This window comes from Glaesserella parasuis (assembly GCF_002015085.1).
GTDB classification, from domain to species: domain Bacteria; phylum Pseudomonadota; class Gammaproteobacteria; order Enterobacterales; family Pasteurellaceae; genus Glaesserella; species Glaesserella parasuis.
Window position 1 is genome coordinate 101,089 of the sequence record NZ_MUXW01000001.1, and the last position, 15,871, is coordinate 116,959.

Consider the following 15,871-nt stretch of genomic DNA (forward strand, 5'->3'; position numbering starts at 1 on the left):
AGAAACTGCACCGATAAGAAAATCATCAGAACCTTTAGGATGAACGTCAGGACTGTCACCAACACTTTGTGTTGATTTAAAACCATTGCTAACAGAACTTTCTTCTGTTGTTACAGAATAGGATTGTCTCGCTCCTTCTATACCCCCATTCGTTTGTGCTTTCGAACCATAACCTAACGCCACGCCACCACCAACAAGAACAATTGAATTGTTACCAAGTGCGGTTGCTCTCTTTACTAGGTTGGTAGTTGCCTGTTCACCCACAGCGACAGAACCTATGCCATATGCAGTAGCTTTATAGCCTAAAGATGCCGCATGACTGCCCGCTACAGAACTGCCACCGACAGCCACACCATATTCGCCATTTGAAGTACTTTTCGCACCGATTGCTACACCTTCTGTATGGGTTGCTTGTGAGACTGGACCGACTACAACTGATCCAGTTCCAACTGCCTTTGATTTTCCACCAATTGCAATGGCAGCATTTCCTGTTGCCGTGGTGTTAATATACTGACTACCTCCTGAAGCCTGATATTCAGTCTCATTTAAATCATCGTTACCGATTGATATGGAGCCACGCCCCTCCGCGATGGTATCTCCCCCGATAGCAATAGATTGTGCCCCTCTTGCTCTAGCTTTTGGACCTATTGCAACTGTTTGAGTATGTTCCGCATTGGCTTCTCTGCCTAAGGAGACAGATTGTAATGCTGCATTTGCACTATAACCGATTGATATGGAGTATTCCCCTCTCGCATTGGTACTTTTCCCGATAGCAACAGATTGTACCCCTTCTGCTACAGAATCTTGACCTACTACAATTGTTTCAACCGCTCTCGCATTGCTTCCTGCGCCTAAGGCGATAGATTTGAATGGTATTGCTTTTGCATTATAACCTATCGCAACAGCAGTCCTACCACTAGCGTCTGAGTGCTCACCAATAGTAATAGAACCAGACCCAGCCCAACTACTTCGACCAATACCAATAGAAGCATCGTCACTTCCTTGATTCCCTGGAGTAGAACCATTTTGAAACCATCCTTCTGCTGAACCTACTGGACTAAAAAATATACTTAGTAATACTAGACTTAAAAGATTTAATTTAAATTTATCTTGCTGTTTATCTAAAAATAATGTGAGGTGCATAGTTGAGCTCTTTTATACGTGTTAAGCGGGGGAATCTCGAAAATACCTGTCCCCACGCCATTGTAAAAAAAAAAACAACAGGTTACATAAAACAAAGAATAAAATAACAAGCATTTTTCAACTTTTATTTTCAATTATCAAAAAAGTTAGAAATAATAGGCGGAAATCTGATGAAAGCGGTGATTTAGATAGGATATTTTACACCGCATCAAAAGATACAGGATTACCACGAGAGAGTTTATACAAAACTTTATCAGGTGCAAGCAAACCACGTTTTGACACCATTGCAAAAATATCATCTGCGTTGGGTTTAAACATTGCGTTTGTTCCAAGAACTTTGTGATTCTTATTTGGGGCAAATGACATTTGCCCTAATATCAATAGATTAAATCGAACGTTTAATCTCAACCACTTCGAATACCTCGATTTGGTCGCCGACTTTTACATCATTGTAGTTTTTCACGCCGATACCACATTCCATACCGTTACGGACTTCTGAAACGTCGTCTTTGAAACGACGGAGAGATTCTAACTCGCCTTCAAAAATTACTACGTTATCACGTAATACACGGATTGGGTTGTTACGTTTGACGATACCTTCAGTGACCATACAACCTGCAATTGCACCAAATTTCGGGTGACGGAAGACATCACGCACTTCTGCCAAGCCGATGATTTCTTGTTTAAATTCAGGTTGTAACATACCGCTCATTGCTGCTTTGATTTCGTTTAATAGCTCATAAATGATTGAATAATAACGTAAATCAATGTTTTCGCTTTCGATAATGCGACGTGCTGAGGCATCTGCACGGACGTTAAAGCCAAGTACAATAGCGTTAGACGCTGCCGCTAAGGTTGCATCGGTTTCCGTAATACCACCTACGCCAGAGCCAACTACTTTCACTTTTACTTCTGCCGTTGAAAGCTCGTGTAAAGATTGAACAATCGCTTCTACAGAGCCTTGTACGTCTGCTTTCACAATCACGTTCAATTCTGCAACATCGCCTTCCGCCATATTGCTAAACATATTTTCAAGTTTCGCTTTTTGTTGGCGAGCCAATTTCACATCACGGAATTTACCTTGACGGTATAACGCCACTTCACGCGCTTTTTTCTCATCACGCACCACTGTCGCTTCATCACCTGCGGCTGGTACGCCTGAAAGTCCTAATACTTCCACAGGAATTGATGGGCCTGCTGATTCAATGTCTTTACCATTTTCATCACGCATTGCACGAACACGGCCATATTCAAAGCCACAAAGTACGATGTCGCCTTTGTTTAACGTACCTGATTGAACAAGGATAGTTGCAACTGGACCACGACCTTTATCGAGGTAAGATTCGATAACCACACCGCTTGCCATACCCTCTTTCACTGCACTTAATTCTAATACTTCCGATTGAAGAAGAATGGCTTCAAGTAAGTCGTCAATCCCCATTCCTTTTTTCGCTGAAACAGGAACAAATTGAACATCACCACCGAATTTCTCAGAAATCACTTCGTGTTGTAATAACTCTTGCTCTACACGCTCTAGGTTTGCTTCTGGTTTATCAATTTTGTTTACCGCAACCACAATCGGCGCACCAGCTGCTTTCGCGTGTTGGATTGCTTCAATGGTTTGTGGCATTACGCCATCGTCAGCTGCTACTACAAGAACAACGATATCCGTTGCTTTCGCACCACGCGCACGCATTGAGGTAAATGCCGCGTGTCCTGGTGTATCTAAGAAGGTAATCATCTTACCGTCGTCGGTTTCAACGTGATATGCACCGATATGCTGAGTAATACCGCCAGCTTCACCTGCTGCTACTTTCGCTTTACGGATATAGTCTAATAATGAGGTTTTACCGTGGTCAACGTGTCCCATAATGGTCACAACTGGCGCTCGGGTTACTTTTTCTGCGTGTAAGTCACGATCTTCTAAGATCGCTTCTTCTAACTCATTTTCTTTACGCAGAATCACTTTGTGTCCTATTTCCTCTGCAACAAGCTGTGCAGTTTCTTGGTCAATCACTTGGTTAATGGTCACCATTTCGCCCATTTTCATCATTGTTTTGATAATTTCGGTCGCTTTTACTGCCATTTTGTTCGCAAGTTCTGCCACAGTAATAGTTTCACCGATCACCACATCACGCGTAACTGCTTGAGCTGGTTTAGTGAAGGCTTGTTGTAATGCACTGCCTTTCTTCGCGTGTTTACCCTTGCCTTTGGTATCTTTTTGGTTACGGCGGTCAGATTGACGTTCATTTTTACTGCCGTTTTCATCATCACGTCCGCCTTTTTTGGTTTTCGCTACACCGCCTTTGCCACGTCCACGATTGCCTTCACTACGACGCTCAGAATCACGTTCTGCTTCTAACGCATATTTAGAAGTAAAGCGGTCATCTTCATAGTCTTCACCATTTTCAATCGCTTCTTCACGGGCAATTTCTGCTAAACGACGAGTATTTTCTGCTAAACGACGAGCATTTTCTGCTGCACGTTTTGCGTCCATTTCCGCTTTTTGGCGAGCCACTTCTTCTTGCTTACGACGCAATTCAGCTTCTTCTTTACGTTTTGCCTCTTTTTCAGGATCAACCGCTTTTTCTTGTTTTGGTTGAGCTTCTGCTTTTGGTTGCGCTGGTTTTGGTTGTTTATTTGGCATTACAGGCACTTGATGTACCGCTTTTTTTGCTTCTTCGGCTTTTGCTGCTTCTGCTTTTTTAGCCTCTTCTTTCGCTTTGGCTTCCGCTTCAGCTTTTTCTTTCGCTGCTTTTTCTGCTGCTTTTTCTGCTGCTTCTTTTTCTGCTTTCGCTTTAGCTTCCGCTTCTTGTTTCGCTTTCAGTGCTTCTTCTTGGGCTTTTTTAGCTGCTTCAGTATCTACTTTGCGAGATTTACGCACTTCCACTTGCACTTCTTTTGCCTTACCGCCTGCAGTCGTACCGCTCACGGTTGTTTTAGTACGACGCTGTAAACTTAATTTCTTCGGTGCGTCTGTTTTGATTTCATTTTCACTCATTCTTTCTCTCCCTGTTTTTAGCTAAACCAGCAAATTTGACGTGCAGCCATAATTAATTCTGCGACTTTTTCTGCGGTTAATTCTTCAATATCAGCTAAATCATCAACACCTTGCTCTGCAAGGTCTTCAAGAGTGGTAATCTGTTTTTCTGCTAATTTAAAGGCGATATGGCGATCCATACCTTCAAGATTTAACAATTTATCTTCAATATGTGCCTGTTTTAATGCTTCTTCTTCCGCTAACGCTTTAGCTGTGATCGCATTTTTAGCACGCGCTTGAAGTTCTTCAACTAGATCTTCATCTTCTAAGCCATCAATTGCTGTCAGTTCCTTAACTGGTACATAAGCAATTTCTTCTAATGAGGTAAAGCCTTCTTCAATTAAAAGATGAGCAAATTCTTCATCAATTTCTAAAGCGTCCATAAAGAGATTAATCACTTTATTGTCTTCTGCTTGATGTTTTTTTTCTAACTCATCGGTTGTCATCACATTTAATGTCCAACCTGTTAATTGGGTGGCTAAACGTACATTTTGACCATTACGACCGATAGCTTGTGCAAGCGCGTTTGCTTCAACAGCAATATCCATTGAGTGATTGTCTTCATCAACAACGATTGAGCTAACATCAGCAGGTGCCATTGCGTTAATCAAAAATTGTGCTGGGTTGTCGTCCCACAACACGATATCTACACGCTCACCGCCAAGTTCGTTAGTAATTGCCTGTACACGCGCACCACGCATACCGACGCAAGCACCTACTGGATCGATACGTTTATCATTGCTTTTCACGGCAATTTTGGCGCGAGAACCTGGATCACGAGAAGCCCCTTTGATTTGAATCACTTCTTCACCGATTTCAGGTACTTCAAGTTTGAATAACTCTTGTAACATCACTGGTTTTGCACGAGTAACGAATAGTTGAGGACCTTTTGACTCAGGCTTAATTGCATAAAGTACACCACGCACTCGGTCACCTGGACGGAAGTTTTCACGCGGTAACATATCTTCACGCATAATCACCGCTTCAGCTTTAGTGGTATCGTCCTTTTTACCTGCAAGCTCAAGAATAATACTTTCACGACTTACTTTTTTTACAGTACCGATAACAATTTTGCCTTCTTCTGAACGGAATTGTTCAATCACTTTGTTACGTTCCGCTTCACGAATTTTCGTGGTGATCACTTGGCGAGCGGTTTGCATTGTTATACGGTCGAATGCGATAGACTCAATCTCATCTTCAACATAGTCACCTAATTGAATGTTCGGGTCTTCAAATTGAGCCGCTTCTAAGGTAATTTCACGTGTGTGGTAGTGCACTTTTTCAACCACTAACCAACGACGGTAGGTGGTAAATTCACCGGTTTTACGATCAATCACAACACGCACATCGATATCAATGCCGTTGCCCGTTTTACGATCTTCACGTTCTGCAGCCGCTTTCTTTTTCGTTGAAATGGCTAATGCTGTTTCAAGTGCCTCAAAAATGGCATCTTTTGGTAATAATTTTTCATTGGATACCGCTTCTGCGGCTAATAAAATCTCTTTACTCATTGGTTTTGATTTCCTTAGAAATTAAAAACGGGGATTAAATTTGCTTTTTGAATGTTGCCAAAGACAAAAGCCTGTAAATTACCATCAACTTTTAAGGTAATTAAATCACCTTCAACACTCACTAATTTACCTTGCCATTTACGGCGATCTAACATTGGAATGCGTAAATGAACAACAATTTCACGCCCAACAAAGCGTTGATAGTGGGCTAATGTAAATAATGGACGATCTAACCCAGGGGAAGATACTTCTAGGTTATATTTATCCGCAATCGGATCTTCCACATCAAAAATCGCACTCACTTGACGGCTAACATCGCTACAATCATCAATCGTAACACCGCCTTCTTTATCAATATATAAGCGTACAGTTGAAAAACGACCTGCACGTTGGCACTCAACGCCGACAAGTTCAAATCCCATTGCATCAATGGGATCGGCGACAAGCTCTTGTAATTTTTGTTCTAATGTTGCCAAGGAAACCTCCATTTGACAGATATAAAAAAAGGACTTGAAAAAGTCCCTTTAACACAACAAAGCTGACTATGTAGCCACAAAAAAGCCTCAAACTACAACAGTTGAGGCTTCAAGCGGTTTGTTTTATCTAACATTTTACAATTTCAAATGCCTAGATAGAACAAAACTCATCGTCTTAACCAAAACGATGAGCCTTAAAACTGGTTGCGGGGGCCGGATTTGAACCGACGACCTTCGGGTTATGAGCCCGACGAGCTACCAAGCTGCTCCACCCCGCGTCTGATGTGGTGTATTATAGGGGATAAAAAAATCCGTGCAACTCTTTTTTTAAAAATTAAGAATGAATGCTAGATTTTTAGTCAAAATATGCTTTAAGCATTATCTTTCAACAAAAACACCCCTTTATTTTTTATTTCTATATAACAATTTCTTTGGGATTCATCATAATCTTCTGGGTTAAGGTTAATCATTAATGTTTTCCCTTGCCAAAGTACGGTAATTTCCCAATGGTTTCCCATATAGACAGCCTGCCTAATTTCACAATATTGAGCTGCAGTTCCATCACTTAACAAGCGGATACTTTCTGGTCGTAATCCGACAAGACAATCCCCATCAGGTACTTGAAAACGTGCTGCATTTTCAAGGGTAAAAGAAAACTCACCGATATTAATTTGATTGCCTTGTCGTTTTCCTGAAAAAATGGTTGATTCCCCCATAAAATGAGCAACAAAGAGAGAGTTTGGCTGTAAATAGAGATTTTTAGCCGTATCTTTTTGCATAATGCTACCCTGATCCATCACAATCACTTCATCAGACACTGCAAAAGCTTCACTTTGATCGTGAGTAACATAGAGTGAAGTGATATTGAGCCGTTGTTGTAACTCGCGGATTTTTTCTCGCATTGAACGGCGTAAATTCGCATCTAGACTACTTAGAGGTTCATCAAATAAGAGAACTTTAGGCTTGAGAATTAATGCTCTTGCTAATGCCACTCGTTGTTGCTGTCCGCCTGAAATTTGATCGACATAGCGATCTTCAAACCCTGCCAGATCGACTAACTCTAATGCTTCTTTTACTCGCTGTTTTCGCTCTTCTTTGGATACACCCTGCATTTTTAGCCCATATTCCACATTTTCACCAATCGACATATGTGGGAAAAGTGCGTAAGACTGAAATACGATACAAATATCTCGCTGTTGCGTTGCGTTGTGGGTAACATCTTGGCCGTCAATAAAAATTTGTCCTGCTGTGGGGCTTTCTAAACCTGCAACTAAACGTAACACAGTGGTTTTGCCACAGCCAGAAGGACCGAGTAACGTGACCATTGTGCCTTGTTTAATTGAAAAGTTTAAGTTATCTATAACTCTATGTTTACCAAAAGATTTGCTGATATTTTTCAACACGAGAAAATCATTTTTTTGTTCCATTTTTCTCTCCAAATTCATCTTTTTGCTTTGAACGGGCTATATGCATGTCGCCAACAAGCCAATCAAATAAGAAAATCATTGCCATCATGACTACAATCAACATTGAGCCATAGGCAATCGCCATTCCATATTCCCCATCCTCTACTCGATTTAAAATATATGAGGTTGCGACGCGTGTGTCTGCTGTAACTAAAAAGATGATCGCACTGACTGTTGTCATTGATCTAACAAAACTCGTAACTAAGGCAGAAAGTAACGCCGGTTTTAAAAGCGGTAAAGCGACAAAGCAGATTGTTTTTAATGTTCCAGCTTTCAGTGAGAGCGAGGCTTCATCTAAGGCTTTATCTAACTGTCTTAATCCAGCAATAGCCGCCCTCATTCCTACTGGCATATTCCGCATCACCATAGACAAAATAATAATAAGCCCTGTTCCTGTCAGGTAAATAGGTTGATGGTTAAAAGCCAGAATATAGGATACCCCAGCCACTGTTCCTGGTACGGCAAAACAAAGTAACGTCAGAAATTCTAAGGGCTTTTTCCCTTTAAAATCACGGCGAACAGTAATATAAGCAATCAACAAACCAAAAATAGCCGTAATCGGTGCTGCACTAGCGGCAAAAATAACCGTTTGGATTAAAGATGGCCACGCTCCACTATTAAACCCTTGTCCAAAAAGATTGAGGTAGTTATTGAATGTCAGTGTGTGGTCTATTCCCCAACTTACGGTGAAGCTACCGTAAAAAATACTACCGTATAGTACGAAGTTAAACAGAACCCAAAAACCTAAAGTGCAAATAATTGCCCATTTCATACCGCTTGGTAATGCTTGTACATCACCTCGATAAGATTTACCTGATACGGTGATATAAGATCGATTGCCAATCCAGAGATATTGCACCACAAAAATCGTAAGGGAAAAGAGTAACAAGATCACACCTAAGGTGCTTGCCGAAGCATAATCTAACTGTGAACCAGCAATATAGAAATAGATTTGAGTGGCAATAACGTCAAAACTTCCACCTAAAACTAAAGGGGTGCTAAAGTCTGCAAGCGATTGGATCACCACAACTAAAAACGAGTTGGCTAACGCTGGCTTGAGTAATGGAAAAATAATATAGAAGAAGGCTTGATAGCGGTTAGATCGTAAAGTATAAGCGGCTTCCTCAACAGATGGGTGAATAGATTTTAATGCACCGTCTAAAATCATAAAAGACATTGGGGTCAGTGCGAGGGTATGGGCAATCACTATCCCTGTAAAACCATAAAGCCAGTTATTACTAAAGCCAAGATGATCGACTAAAAAAGCAGTCACATAGCCCGAACGTCCTAACATAAGGGTGACACCTAAGCCCACAACAAATGGCGGTGTTACAATGGGTAAGATAGAGAAAATTTTACCAATAAACGCCGTGCGTTTTGCAATCCGTGTGGTATAAAGAGCAAAGGCTAAACCAAACAACGTAGATAAAATCCCAACAGTTGTCGCAACACTTAATGAATTACCAATCACTCTTAATACATAAGGCTGTTGTAAGATAGACAACACTTGACTTGGTACAAATTCACTGCCGTCGTAAAACATTGAGATGAAAATTGCCAGTGTTGGATAGACCATAAAGAAAAAGATCAACAAAATAATGCTAATCAATGAGGCAATAATAAATCTGTCACCCTGCATTATTTTTAATTCAGCAAGGGCATTTGTCGCTAACGCAATCAACGCAACAATTAAGAAAAAAACCGCATAACCTAAGCTGATTTTTGCTAAAATTGCGGAAAGAAAGATAAAGAGAAACAGCCCAACTGCCCCGAATAACTCACATTTACTTCGTAATGTTGAAGGTGTTTTGTTCGGATACAGATAAAGCAGTAGGGGAAAAAACCATATCCAAGTAAGGTTAATATCATTCCACCCCATAGCCTGTTGAAATTCGGCTGAAGTTGCTTCAAACAGTCCATATTGCAATGCTTTTACTGGGAAAAAGCAAAAGCCTAAAAAAGCAAAAATAACCCAAGTCAATGAATGACGAAAAAAAAATGTTTGCATAACCCTCTATAACATCTATTCCACAATCTTTCATCATTCTACTATTAAACAAAATGATAGAATAGTTAAATTATAATTCAGCGCCAACTAAAGAATAATCAACCCGATCTTCAAAAAAAGATCGGGTTTGAGTGTCATACTTTAAGAACGCCCAGCAAAAAAAGCGAATCGTTCTAAAATAGAACCATTCTAGATCAAAAAATAATCAAGTTTCCAAATAAAAAAATATTGGCTGAGAAATAGTAGACCAGCTAAAAAGATAACAAGGAATTTACCCCCCCAAACTCTTCCGTCAATTTTTCTGTAAACAGACGTAATTCTTCCGTCATTAACAGAAAATCCGCATCGAAACGTTGGGCTTTGTCTTCTTTCAAAATATCATCGTTCTTTTCACGCACTTCATCGGCAAATTTGACACGGGCAAGAGTGGCATCTTCGTTCAACACAAAAGAAAAATGATTTTCCCAATCTAACGCAAGTTTTGTGACAAATTTGCCCGCTTGTAAATGTTGGCTAATTTCGTCGCTTTCTAAATCTTGGCGTTTACAACGGATTACGCTGTCGGTATCAAAAGATTTTAATTCTGCTTCTTCCAGAAGTGTCAGCCAGCTTGGTGTATGCCCTTTTGCCACCCAATTTGTCATCACTTCGCTCGGCTGTAGCGTGAAGGAAATCGGCACAACAGGCAGAGAGCCAAGGGATTTGCGTAATAAAGCAAGGGTGTCTTCGGCACGTTTTACCGAGCCACTATCTACATAAACGAGCTGTTTATCTAAGTCTAACCAAATCGCCGTAAATTGGTGTTTACTAAACGCACGAGGCAACAACATTGCCACAACATCATCTTTGATCGCCTGCTTTTCCGTTTTTTTCAGCTTACGTTGCTCTTTTTGTTCTAAGGCTTCAATGCGATTTTCCGTTTCTTTTTTGACGACGTGAGCTGGCAATAATTTTTCTTCTTTATGAGAAACCAGTAGGAACTGCTGACCCTGTGCAAAGTGCAACAGTTCACTTCCTGCAAGCGGTGACGACCAGCCAAATTTTTGCATATCGCTTTGTTGGCAAGGGGTGAATTTTGTTTGCTGTAATTGTGCGTCTAATTCACTGCTAGTGAAGCGTAATTCACTGGTTAAACGGTAAATCATTACATTTTTGAACCAATATGTCATAACATCTCTCTTTATCTAAAATTCATTATCAATCAATAAGTTACTGAAAGTTCATCATTGATTACTTTGATTATATCACCATAACTCAAAATGATAGTAACCATTTTGAGCACGAATATCACAATCACTTAGTCTTGGTATAGAAGTATAGTAGGAAACTTTCCAAGCTCAAATTACTATAAACGTGACAAAACATTTTCTTGCTTAAAACACAAAATGTAAATTTTGTGATCTTTCTCTCATTTTCGAATATTTTCGATTGTTTTTGTTTTTAAGGGGTGTAAACTTACTTTCGAAAGCAATCGTAGTATGTGGTGGTTGCTTTGATGTAGGAGAGAAAATGAAAAGTAGCGTAGAAAGACGTTCTGACATTTTGGCATTATTGCAAAAAACAGGCAGTCATCGAGTTGAAGCATTGTCTCAGCATTTCGGGGTTTCGACGGTTACTATCCGTTCAGATCTCAATGTGTTAGAGCAACAGGGCTATATTACAAGATCGCACGGTTTTGCGGTATTAAATTCCAGATTAATGGCGGAACTTTCTATTGCGGATAAACGCAATAATTATCCCGAACTCAAACAACAGATTGGTCATCTAGCTGCCTCTTTACTAAAAGAGGGTGAAAAGGTGATTTTGGATTCTGGAACGACAACGAAAGCAATCGTAAGTGCTATTGGCGATCTTAACTTGACAGTATTGACAAATGGACTTGATGTCGCAATGGCATTGGTTTCTTGTCCAAATGTTGAAGTAAGAATGACGGGTGGGGTTTTACGGAAAAATGCGATGTCGTTTTCGGGAGTAATGGCGGATAATAATTTGCAACATTATCGCTTTGATAAAGTCTTTTTGGGTGTTGATGGTTTTGACTTACAAAAAGGGGTCACAACCTTTAACGAGCAAGAGGCTCAGCTAAATCGCTTAATGTGCGATGCAGCGGATCAGGTGATTGTGGTGACTGATTCAAGCAAATTTGGTCAATATAGCCATTTTGTTATTTGCCAAGCCAATCAAATAGATGTGTTAGTCACGGATAATAAAATTCCTCTAAGTTATCGAGAGTATCTCGAAAATGTCGGGGTGCAAGTGTTAATTGCGTAGTTTTATTCTCTTTCCTTATAAATAAATCCATTTATTTGTGAGGGAAATGCAATGATCCTCAATATTGCTAACCAAACATTAGAAAAGCAGAACGCTTTTTGGACGGCAAAGGAAATTGCCCAACAGCCAGCGACTTGGCGTGAAACGGTTTCTATTGTGAAATCGTCACTTGTTATTCCATTTCTTCAGCCTCTTGTTGAATATGCAAAACAAGGCGAACTTCGTGTTATTTTTACGGGGGCAGGTACTTCTGCTTTTATTGGTGAGGTTGTTGCACCGATATTAAGCCAGCATTTAGGTTGTGCTGTCGAAGCGATTGCAAGTACTGATCTTGTATCCAATCCTTATCAATATCTTTTTGCGGATAAACCAACGCTTTTGGTGTCTTTTGCTCGCTCTGGTAATAGCCCTGAAAGTATTGGGGCAGTAGAGCTTGTCGATGAAATTGTAGAGGAAGCGTATCATTTAGCCATAACGAATAATGTCAATGGGGCATTATTTAAAAAATGTCAGCAAGATCCGACCGCTTATCCATTAGCATTACCAGAATCAACCCACGATAGAGGCTTTGCAATGACCTCCAGTGCCAGCAATATGATGTTAGCGGCATTAGTGGCATTTTTACCCGATGTATTTGATGATAGCTGGGTTGAGGAAACGGTATCGGTGACAGAACAGTTACTAGAACGGGATCTGCTCGAAATCCAACGTTTAGCCCATCTGCCATTAAAACGGATCGTCTATTTAGGCAGTGGGCATTTCCAAGGGCTTGCCCGTGAAACCTCTTTAAAATTACTTGAACTCACCGCTGGTGAACGTCTTGGCTTCTTTGAGTCGTCAATGGGCTTCCGCCACGGACCAAAATCCCTTGTTCAAGATGAAACGCTCATTTTTATCTTCTTATCTCAGCAACCTTATACCGCACAATATGACCGTGACCTGTATCAAGAGTTAATCAGAGATAAAAAAGCCAGAGAAGTGGTGTTACTAGGCGATACAAGCGGCTCGATCCGAGCTGAAATTCACAAATTAGATGACGCAGCACGGATTTTCCCATTCTTAGTGATTGGGCAACTTTACTCGTTTTATAGCTCGCTCTATCTCGGCTACACCACGGATAACCCTTGTCCGACAGGCGAGGTTAATCGTGTGGTGCAAGGTGTAACGATTTATCCATATTGATATACAGGAGGCAAAAATGGCAATTTTAAATGTACGCATTGATGGACGTTTAATCCACGGTCAAGTGGCAAACTTATGGACGTCTTATCTCAATATCACTCGCATTATGGTCGTCGATGAAGTCGCGGCAAATAATGACATTGATAAAGCAGGCTTACGCTTGGCTTGCCCAGCAGGGGTGAATTTAAGTGTTTTACCTGTGGAAAAAGCAGCTGCCAACATTAACGAAGGGCGTTATGACTCTCAACGTGTGTTGTTGGTGACAAGAACCCCACAAACGATCTTACAGCTTGTGGAGGCAGGCGTAAATCTGCCAGAAGTAAATGCAGGGAATATGCCTAAAACGGATCTAACACGTCCTATCCGAAAAACAGTACACGTTACTGAAGATGATGTGGAAGTGTTTAGAAAACTTTCTGAAAAAGGCGTGAAGCTTACTGCTCAGTTAGTGCCTAATGAAGAAAAAGTCGATTTAATGAAACTTTTATAGAGGAGTAACGATTATGATCGAATGGTGGCAAATACTTTTGATAACGCTCTATGCGTTCTATCAAATCCTAGATGAAATCACGATTGTATCTAGTGCTGGTTCACCTGTGTTTGCAGGCTTTATCACAGGTTTAATTATGGGCGATTTAACAACTGGATTGTTAATCGGTGGTTCAATGCAATTAACCATTTTAGGTGTAGGTACCTTCGGTGGTGCATCTCGTATTGATGCAAACTCAGGTACTGTTATCGCAACTGCATTCTCTGTTGCAGCTGGAATGGATCCACAATTAGCCTTAACAACCTTAGCTGTACCAATCGCAGCGTTAATGGTTTATACCGATATTTTAGCGAGAATGTCTAACGTATTCTTCGCTCACCGTATCGACAAAAATATCCAAGACCACGCTTATAGTGCAATCACGGTAAACTATCTCTGCGGTGCAATCGCTTGGGGTCTATCTCGTGCATTACCAATCTTCTTAGCGTTAGTGTTTGGTGGCCCATTTGTGGCAAGCCTAGCAGAAGCAATGCAAACAGGCTTCTTAAAAGTTATCGCAGATGGTTTAACCCTTGCAGGTGGCGTATTACCAGCGTTAGGTTTCGCAATCTTACTTCGTTACTTACCAACAAAACGTCACATTGCATACTTAATCCTTGCATTCTCACTCACAGCAATCTTCATTACTCTCTTCGGTAACATCAATGCTGTAGGTGCATCAACAGGTGTAAGCAACTCAATCAGCAGCGTACCAATGCTTGCAATGGCAGCAATCGGATTTGCATTCGCCTACATTGTTTACCAACGTAGCGTAGAAGGTGGCTCAGCCCCAGTTGCAAAACAAAATACCACTTCTGACAAAGGAGAAATTGAAGATGACGAACTCTAATCAACAAGTCGGAAATCCAAAAGGCTATAAATTAACAGATGCGGACTTCCGCCAAATCAATATCCGTAACTTATTCTTCAACCAAGTTGGTTGGAACTACGAACGTATGCAAGGTTCAGGTTATTTATGGATTATGTTGCCACAGCTACGCAAAATGTACGGCGACAATACACCTGAACTACAAAAAATGATGGTGATGCACAACCAATTCTTCAACACCAGCCCATTCTTTAACACTATTGTTAAAGGTATCGACTTGGCACTTGAAGAAAAACAAGGGGTGAAATCACTTGAAGCCGTTGCAGGTATCAAATCAGGTTTAATGGGACCATTTGCCGCTATCGGTGATGCCCTATTCGGCTCACTCGTCCCAGCAATTATGGGGGCGATTGCCGCAACAATGGCAGTAAACGGCAATCCGCTTGGTGTCGGCTTATGGGTTGCGGTAGCGATTGCAACAATGGTATTCCGTTGGGTGCAACTCAAAATCGCTTATCGTGAAGGGGTAAACTTAGTCACCAACCTAAGTCACCGTTTGAACGCACTAACCAATGCTGCAACAGTGCTTGGGGTATTCGTTGTGGGGGTAATGTGTGCCACGATGGTGAATGTCAAAGTACCGTTTGTTGCTACTATCGGTGAGAAAGTCGTTTCCGCCCAAGCGAACTTAGACCTTATCTTACCAAGATTAGTCCCTGCGTTAGTGGTGTTCTTCATCTACTGGTTACTCGGCAGACCGAAAATGAACTCTAACAAAGCGATTATGATCATCATCGCACTCTGTATCTTGCTCTCTTGGGCTGGATTGTTGGCGAAAGGGTAATTTAAAAGGGACACGAGGCGTCGTGTCCCTACAACCACTTCGGATTTAGTCTTGTAGGGACACGCTGCGCGTGTCCGTCAATAATCATTCAACTTGATTAATAATGTGGTTGTGGGAAATATTGGAACGGACACACGCAGTGTGTCCCTACCCGCGTATCTTGGGCTGGATTGTTGGCGAAAGGGTAATTTAAAAGGGACACGAGGCGTCGTGTCCCTACAACCACTTCGGATTTAGTCTTGTAGGGACACGCTGCGCGTGTCCGCCAATAATCATTCAACTTGATTAATAATGTGGTTGTGAGAAATATTGGAACGGACACACGCAGTGTGTCCCTACCCGCGTATCTTGGGCTGGATTGTTGGCGAAAGGGTAATTTAAAAGGGACACGAGGCGTCGTGTCCCTACAACCACTTCGGATTTAGTCTTGTAGGGACACGCTGCGCGTGTCCGTCAATAATCATTCAACTTGATTAATAATGTGGTTGTGGGAAATATTGGAACGGACACACGCAGTGTGTCCCTACCCGCGTATCAATACAACGTTATTGTAGCGACGCCACGCTTGGCGC

11 protein-coding genes, 1 tRNA gene and 2 pseudogenes are annotated in these 15,871 nt (G+C 41.3%); 6 read left to right on the plus strand and 8 right to left on the minus strand.

What is annotated here, in order from left to right:
- Positions 1 to 1,143: pseudogene (locus tag B0183_RS00445) on the minus strand (hypothetical protein); the annotation flags it as partial.
- A 217-nt stretch (positions 1,144 to 1,360) separates the two neighbouring features.
- Here B0183_RS00445 and B0183_RS12560 point away from each other — a divergent pair.
- A pseudogene (locus tag B0183_RS12560) lies at positions 1,361 to 1,486 on the plus strand (helix-turn-helix domain-containing transcriptional regulator); the annotation flags it as partial.
- A 42-nt stretch (positions 1,487 to 1,528) separates the two neighbouring features.
- Here the strand turns inward: B0183_RS12560 and infB are convergent.
- The 7 genes from infB to rdgC all read right to left on the minus strand — a co-directional run bounded on the left by infB (position 1,529) and on the right by rdgC (position 10,813).
- Complete coding sequence (gene infB, locus B0183_RS00455) at positions 1,529 to 4,144, minus strand: translation initiation factor IF-2 (RefSeq protein WP_078208166.1); 2,616 nt, start codon at positions 4,142 to 4,144, stop codon at positions 1,529 to 1,531.
- 17 nt (positions 4,145 to 4,161) lie between these two features.
- Entirely contained in the window at positions 4,162 to 5,694 is a 1,533-nt protein-coding gene (nusA, locus tag B0183_RS00460; RefSeq protein ID WP_021113457.1) for a transcription termination factor NusA, read from the minus strand.
- Positions 5,695 to 5,708: 14 nt separating this feature from the next.
- Positions 5,709 to 6,170: a ribosome maturation factor RimP gene (rimP, locus tag B0183_RS00465; RefSeq protein WP_078208194.1), complete on the minus strand. Its 462-nt coding sequence runs from the start codon at positions 6,168 to 6,170 to the stop codon at positions 5,709 to 5,711.
- 201 nt (positions 6,171 to 6,371) lie between these two features.
- Positions 6,372 to 6,448 (minus strand) — tRNA-Met (locus tag B0183_RS00470).
- Between the two features lie 93 nt (positions 6,449 to 6,541).
- Entirely contained in the window at positions 6,542 to 7,597 is a 1,056-nt protein-coding gene (fbpC, locus tag B0183_RS00475) for a ferric ABC transporter ATP-binding protein (RefSeq protein ID WP_078208167.1), read from the minus strand.
- Positions 7,581 to 9,644 (minus strand): ABC transporter permease, encoded by a 2,064-nt coding sequence (locus B0183_RS00480; protein ID WP_078208168.1) that lies wholly within the window; start codon positions 9,642 to 9,644, stop codon positions 7,581 to 7,583. Before B0183_RS00480 ends, fbpC begins: the two co-directional genes overlap by 17 nt.
- 251 nt (positions 9,645 to 9,895) lie before the next feature.
- Positions 9,896 to 10,813, minus strand: coding sequence for a recombination-associated protein RdgC (gene rdgC, locus B0183_RS00485; protein WP_021118809.1), 918 nt, complete (start codon positions 10,811 to 10,813; stop codon positions 9,896 to 9,898).
- A gap of 340 nt (positions 10,814 to 11,153) precedes the next feature.
- Here rdgC and agaR point away from each other — a divergent pair, with 340 nt between their 5' ends.
- Genes agaR through B0183_RS00510 form a run of 5 tightly spaced genes read left to right on the plus strand, consistent with a single transcriptional unit; the run spans position 11,154 to position 15,299 of the window.
- Positions 11,154 to 11,915, plus strand: a complete 762-nt coding sequence (gene agaR / locus B0183_RS00490) for a transcriptional repressor AgaR (protein ID WP_021110574.1) — start codon at positions 11,154 to 11,156, stop codon at positions 11,913 to 11,915.
- Positions 11,916 to 11,966: 51 nt separating this feature from the next.
- Positions 11,967 to 13,097 carry an SIS domain-containing protein gene (locus tag B0183_RS00495; protein ID WP_035490504.1) on the plus strand — a complete coding sequence of 377 codons (1,131 nt, stop codon included), beginning with the start codon at positions 11,967 to 11,969 and terminating at the stop codon, positions 13,095 to 13,097.
- A 16-nt stretch (positions 13,098 to 13,113) separates the two neighbouring features.
- Positions 13,114 to 13,587: a PTS system mannose/fructose/N-acetylgalactosamine-transporter subunit IIB gene (locus B0183_RS00500; protein WP_016528132.1), complete on the plus strand. Its 474-nt coding sequence runs from the start codon at positions 13,114 to 13,116 to the stop codon at positions 13,585 to 13,587.
- A gap of 13 nt (positions 13,588 to 13,600) precedes the next feature.
- Positions 13,601 to 14,476, plus strand: a complete 876-nt coding sequence (locus tag B0183_RS00505) for a PTS mannose/fructose/sorbose/N-acetylgalactosamine transporter subunit IIC (RefSeq protein ID WP_012621601.1) — start codon at positions 13,601 to 13,603, stop codon at positions 14,474 to 14,476.
- Positions 14,463 to 15,299, plus strand: a complete 837-nt coding sequence (locus B0183_RS00510) for a PTS system mannose/fructose/sorbose family transporter subunit IID (protein WP_005713835.1) — start codon at positions 14,463 to 14,465, stop codon at positions 15,297 to 15,299. The genes B0183_RS00505 and B0183_RS00510 overlap by 14 nt, the downstream gene beginning before the upstream one ends.
- The last annotated feature ends 572 nt before the right edge of the window (positions 15,300 to 15,871 follow it).

Bases quoted from the DNA above. Each gene is read 5' to 3' on its own strand.
- B0183_RS00510 (WP_005713835.1), top strand. From the start codon at position 14,463: ATGACGAACTCTAATCAACAAGTCGGAAATCCAAAAGGCTATAAATTA.
- B0183_RS00480 (WP_078208168.1), bottom strand. From the start codon at position 9,644: ATGCAAACATTTTTTTTTCGTCATTCATTGACTTGGGTTATTTTTGCT.
- B0183_RS00495 (WP_035490504.1), top strand. From the start codon at position 11,967: ATGATCCTCAATATTGCTAACCAAACATTAGAAAAGCAGAACGCTTTT.
- B0183_RS00500 (WP_016528132.1), top strand. From the start codon at position 13,114: ATGGCAATTTTAAATGTACGCATTGATGGACGTTTAATCCACGGTCAA.
- infB (WP_078208166.1), bottom strand. From the start codon at position 4,144: ATGAGTGAAAATGAAATCAAAACAGACGCACCGAAGAAATTAAGTTTA.
- B0183_RS00505 (WP_012621601.1), top strand. From the start codon at position 13,601: ATGATCGAATGGTGGCAAATACTTTTGATAACGCTCTATGCGTTCTAT.
- rdgC (WP_021118809.1), bottom strand. From the start codon at position 10,813: ATGACATATTGGTTCAAAAATGTAATGATTTACCGTTTAACCAGTGAA.
- fbpC (WP_078208167.1), bottom strand. From the start codon at position 7,597: ATGGAACAAAAAAATGATTTTCTCGTGTTGAAAAATATCAGCAAATCT.
- nusA (WP_021113457.1), bottom strand. From the start codon at position 5,694: ATGAGTAAAGAGATTTTATTAGCCGCAGAAGCGGTATCCAATGAAAAA.
- agaR (WP_021110574.1), top strand. From the start codon at position 11,154: ATGAAAAGTAGCGTAGAAAGACGTTCTGACATTTTGGCATTATTGCAA.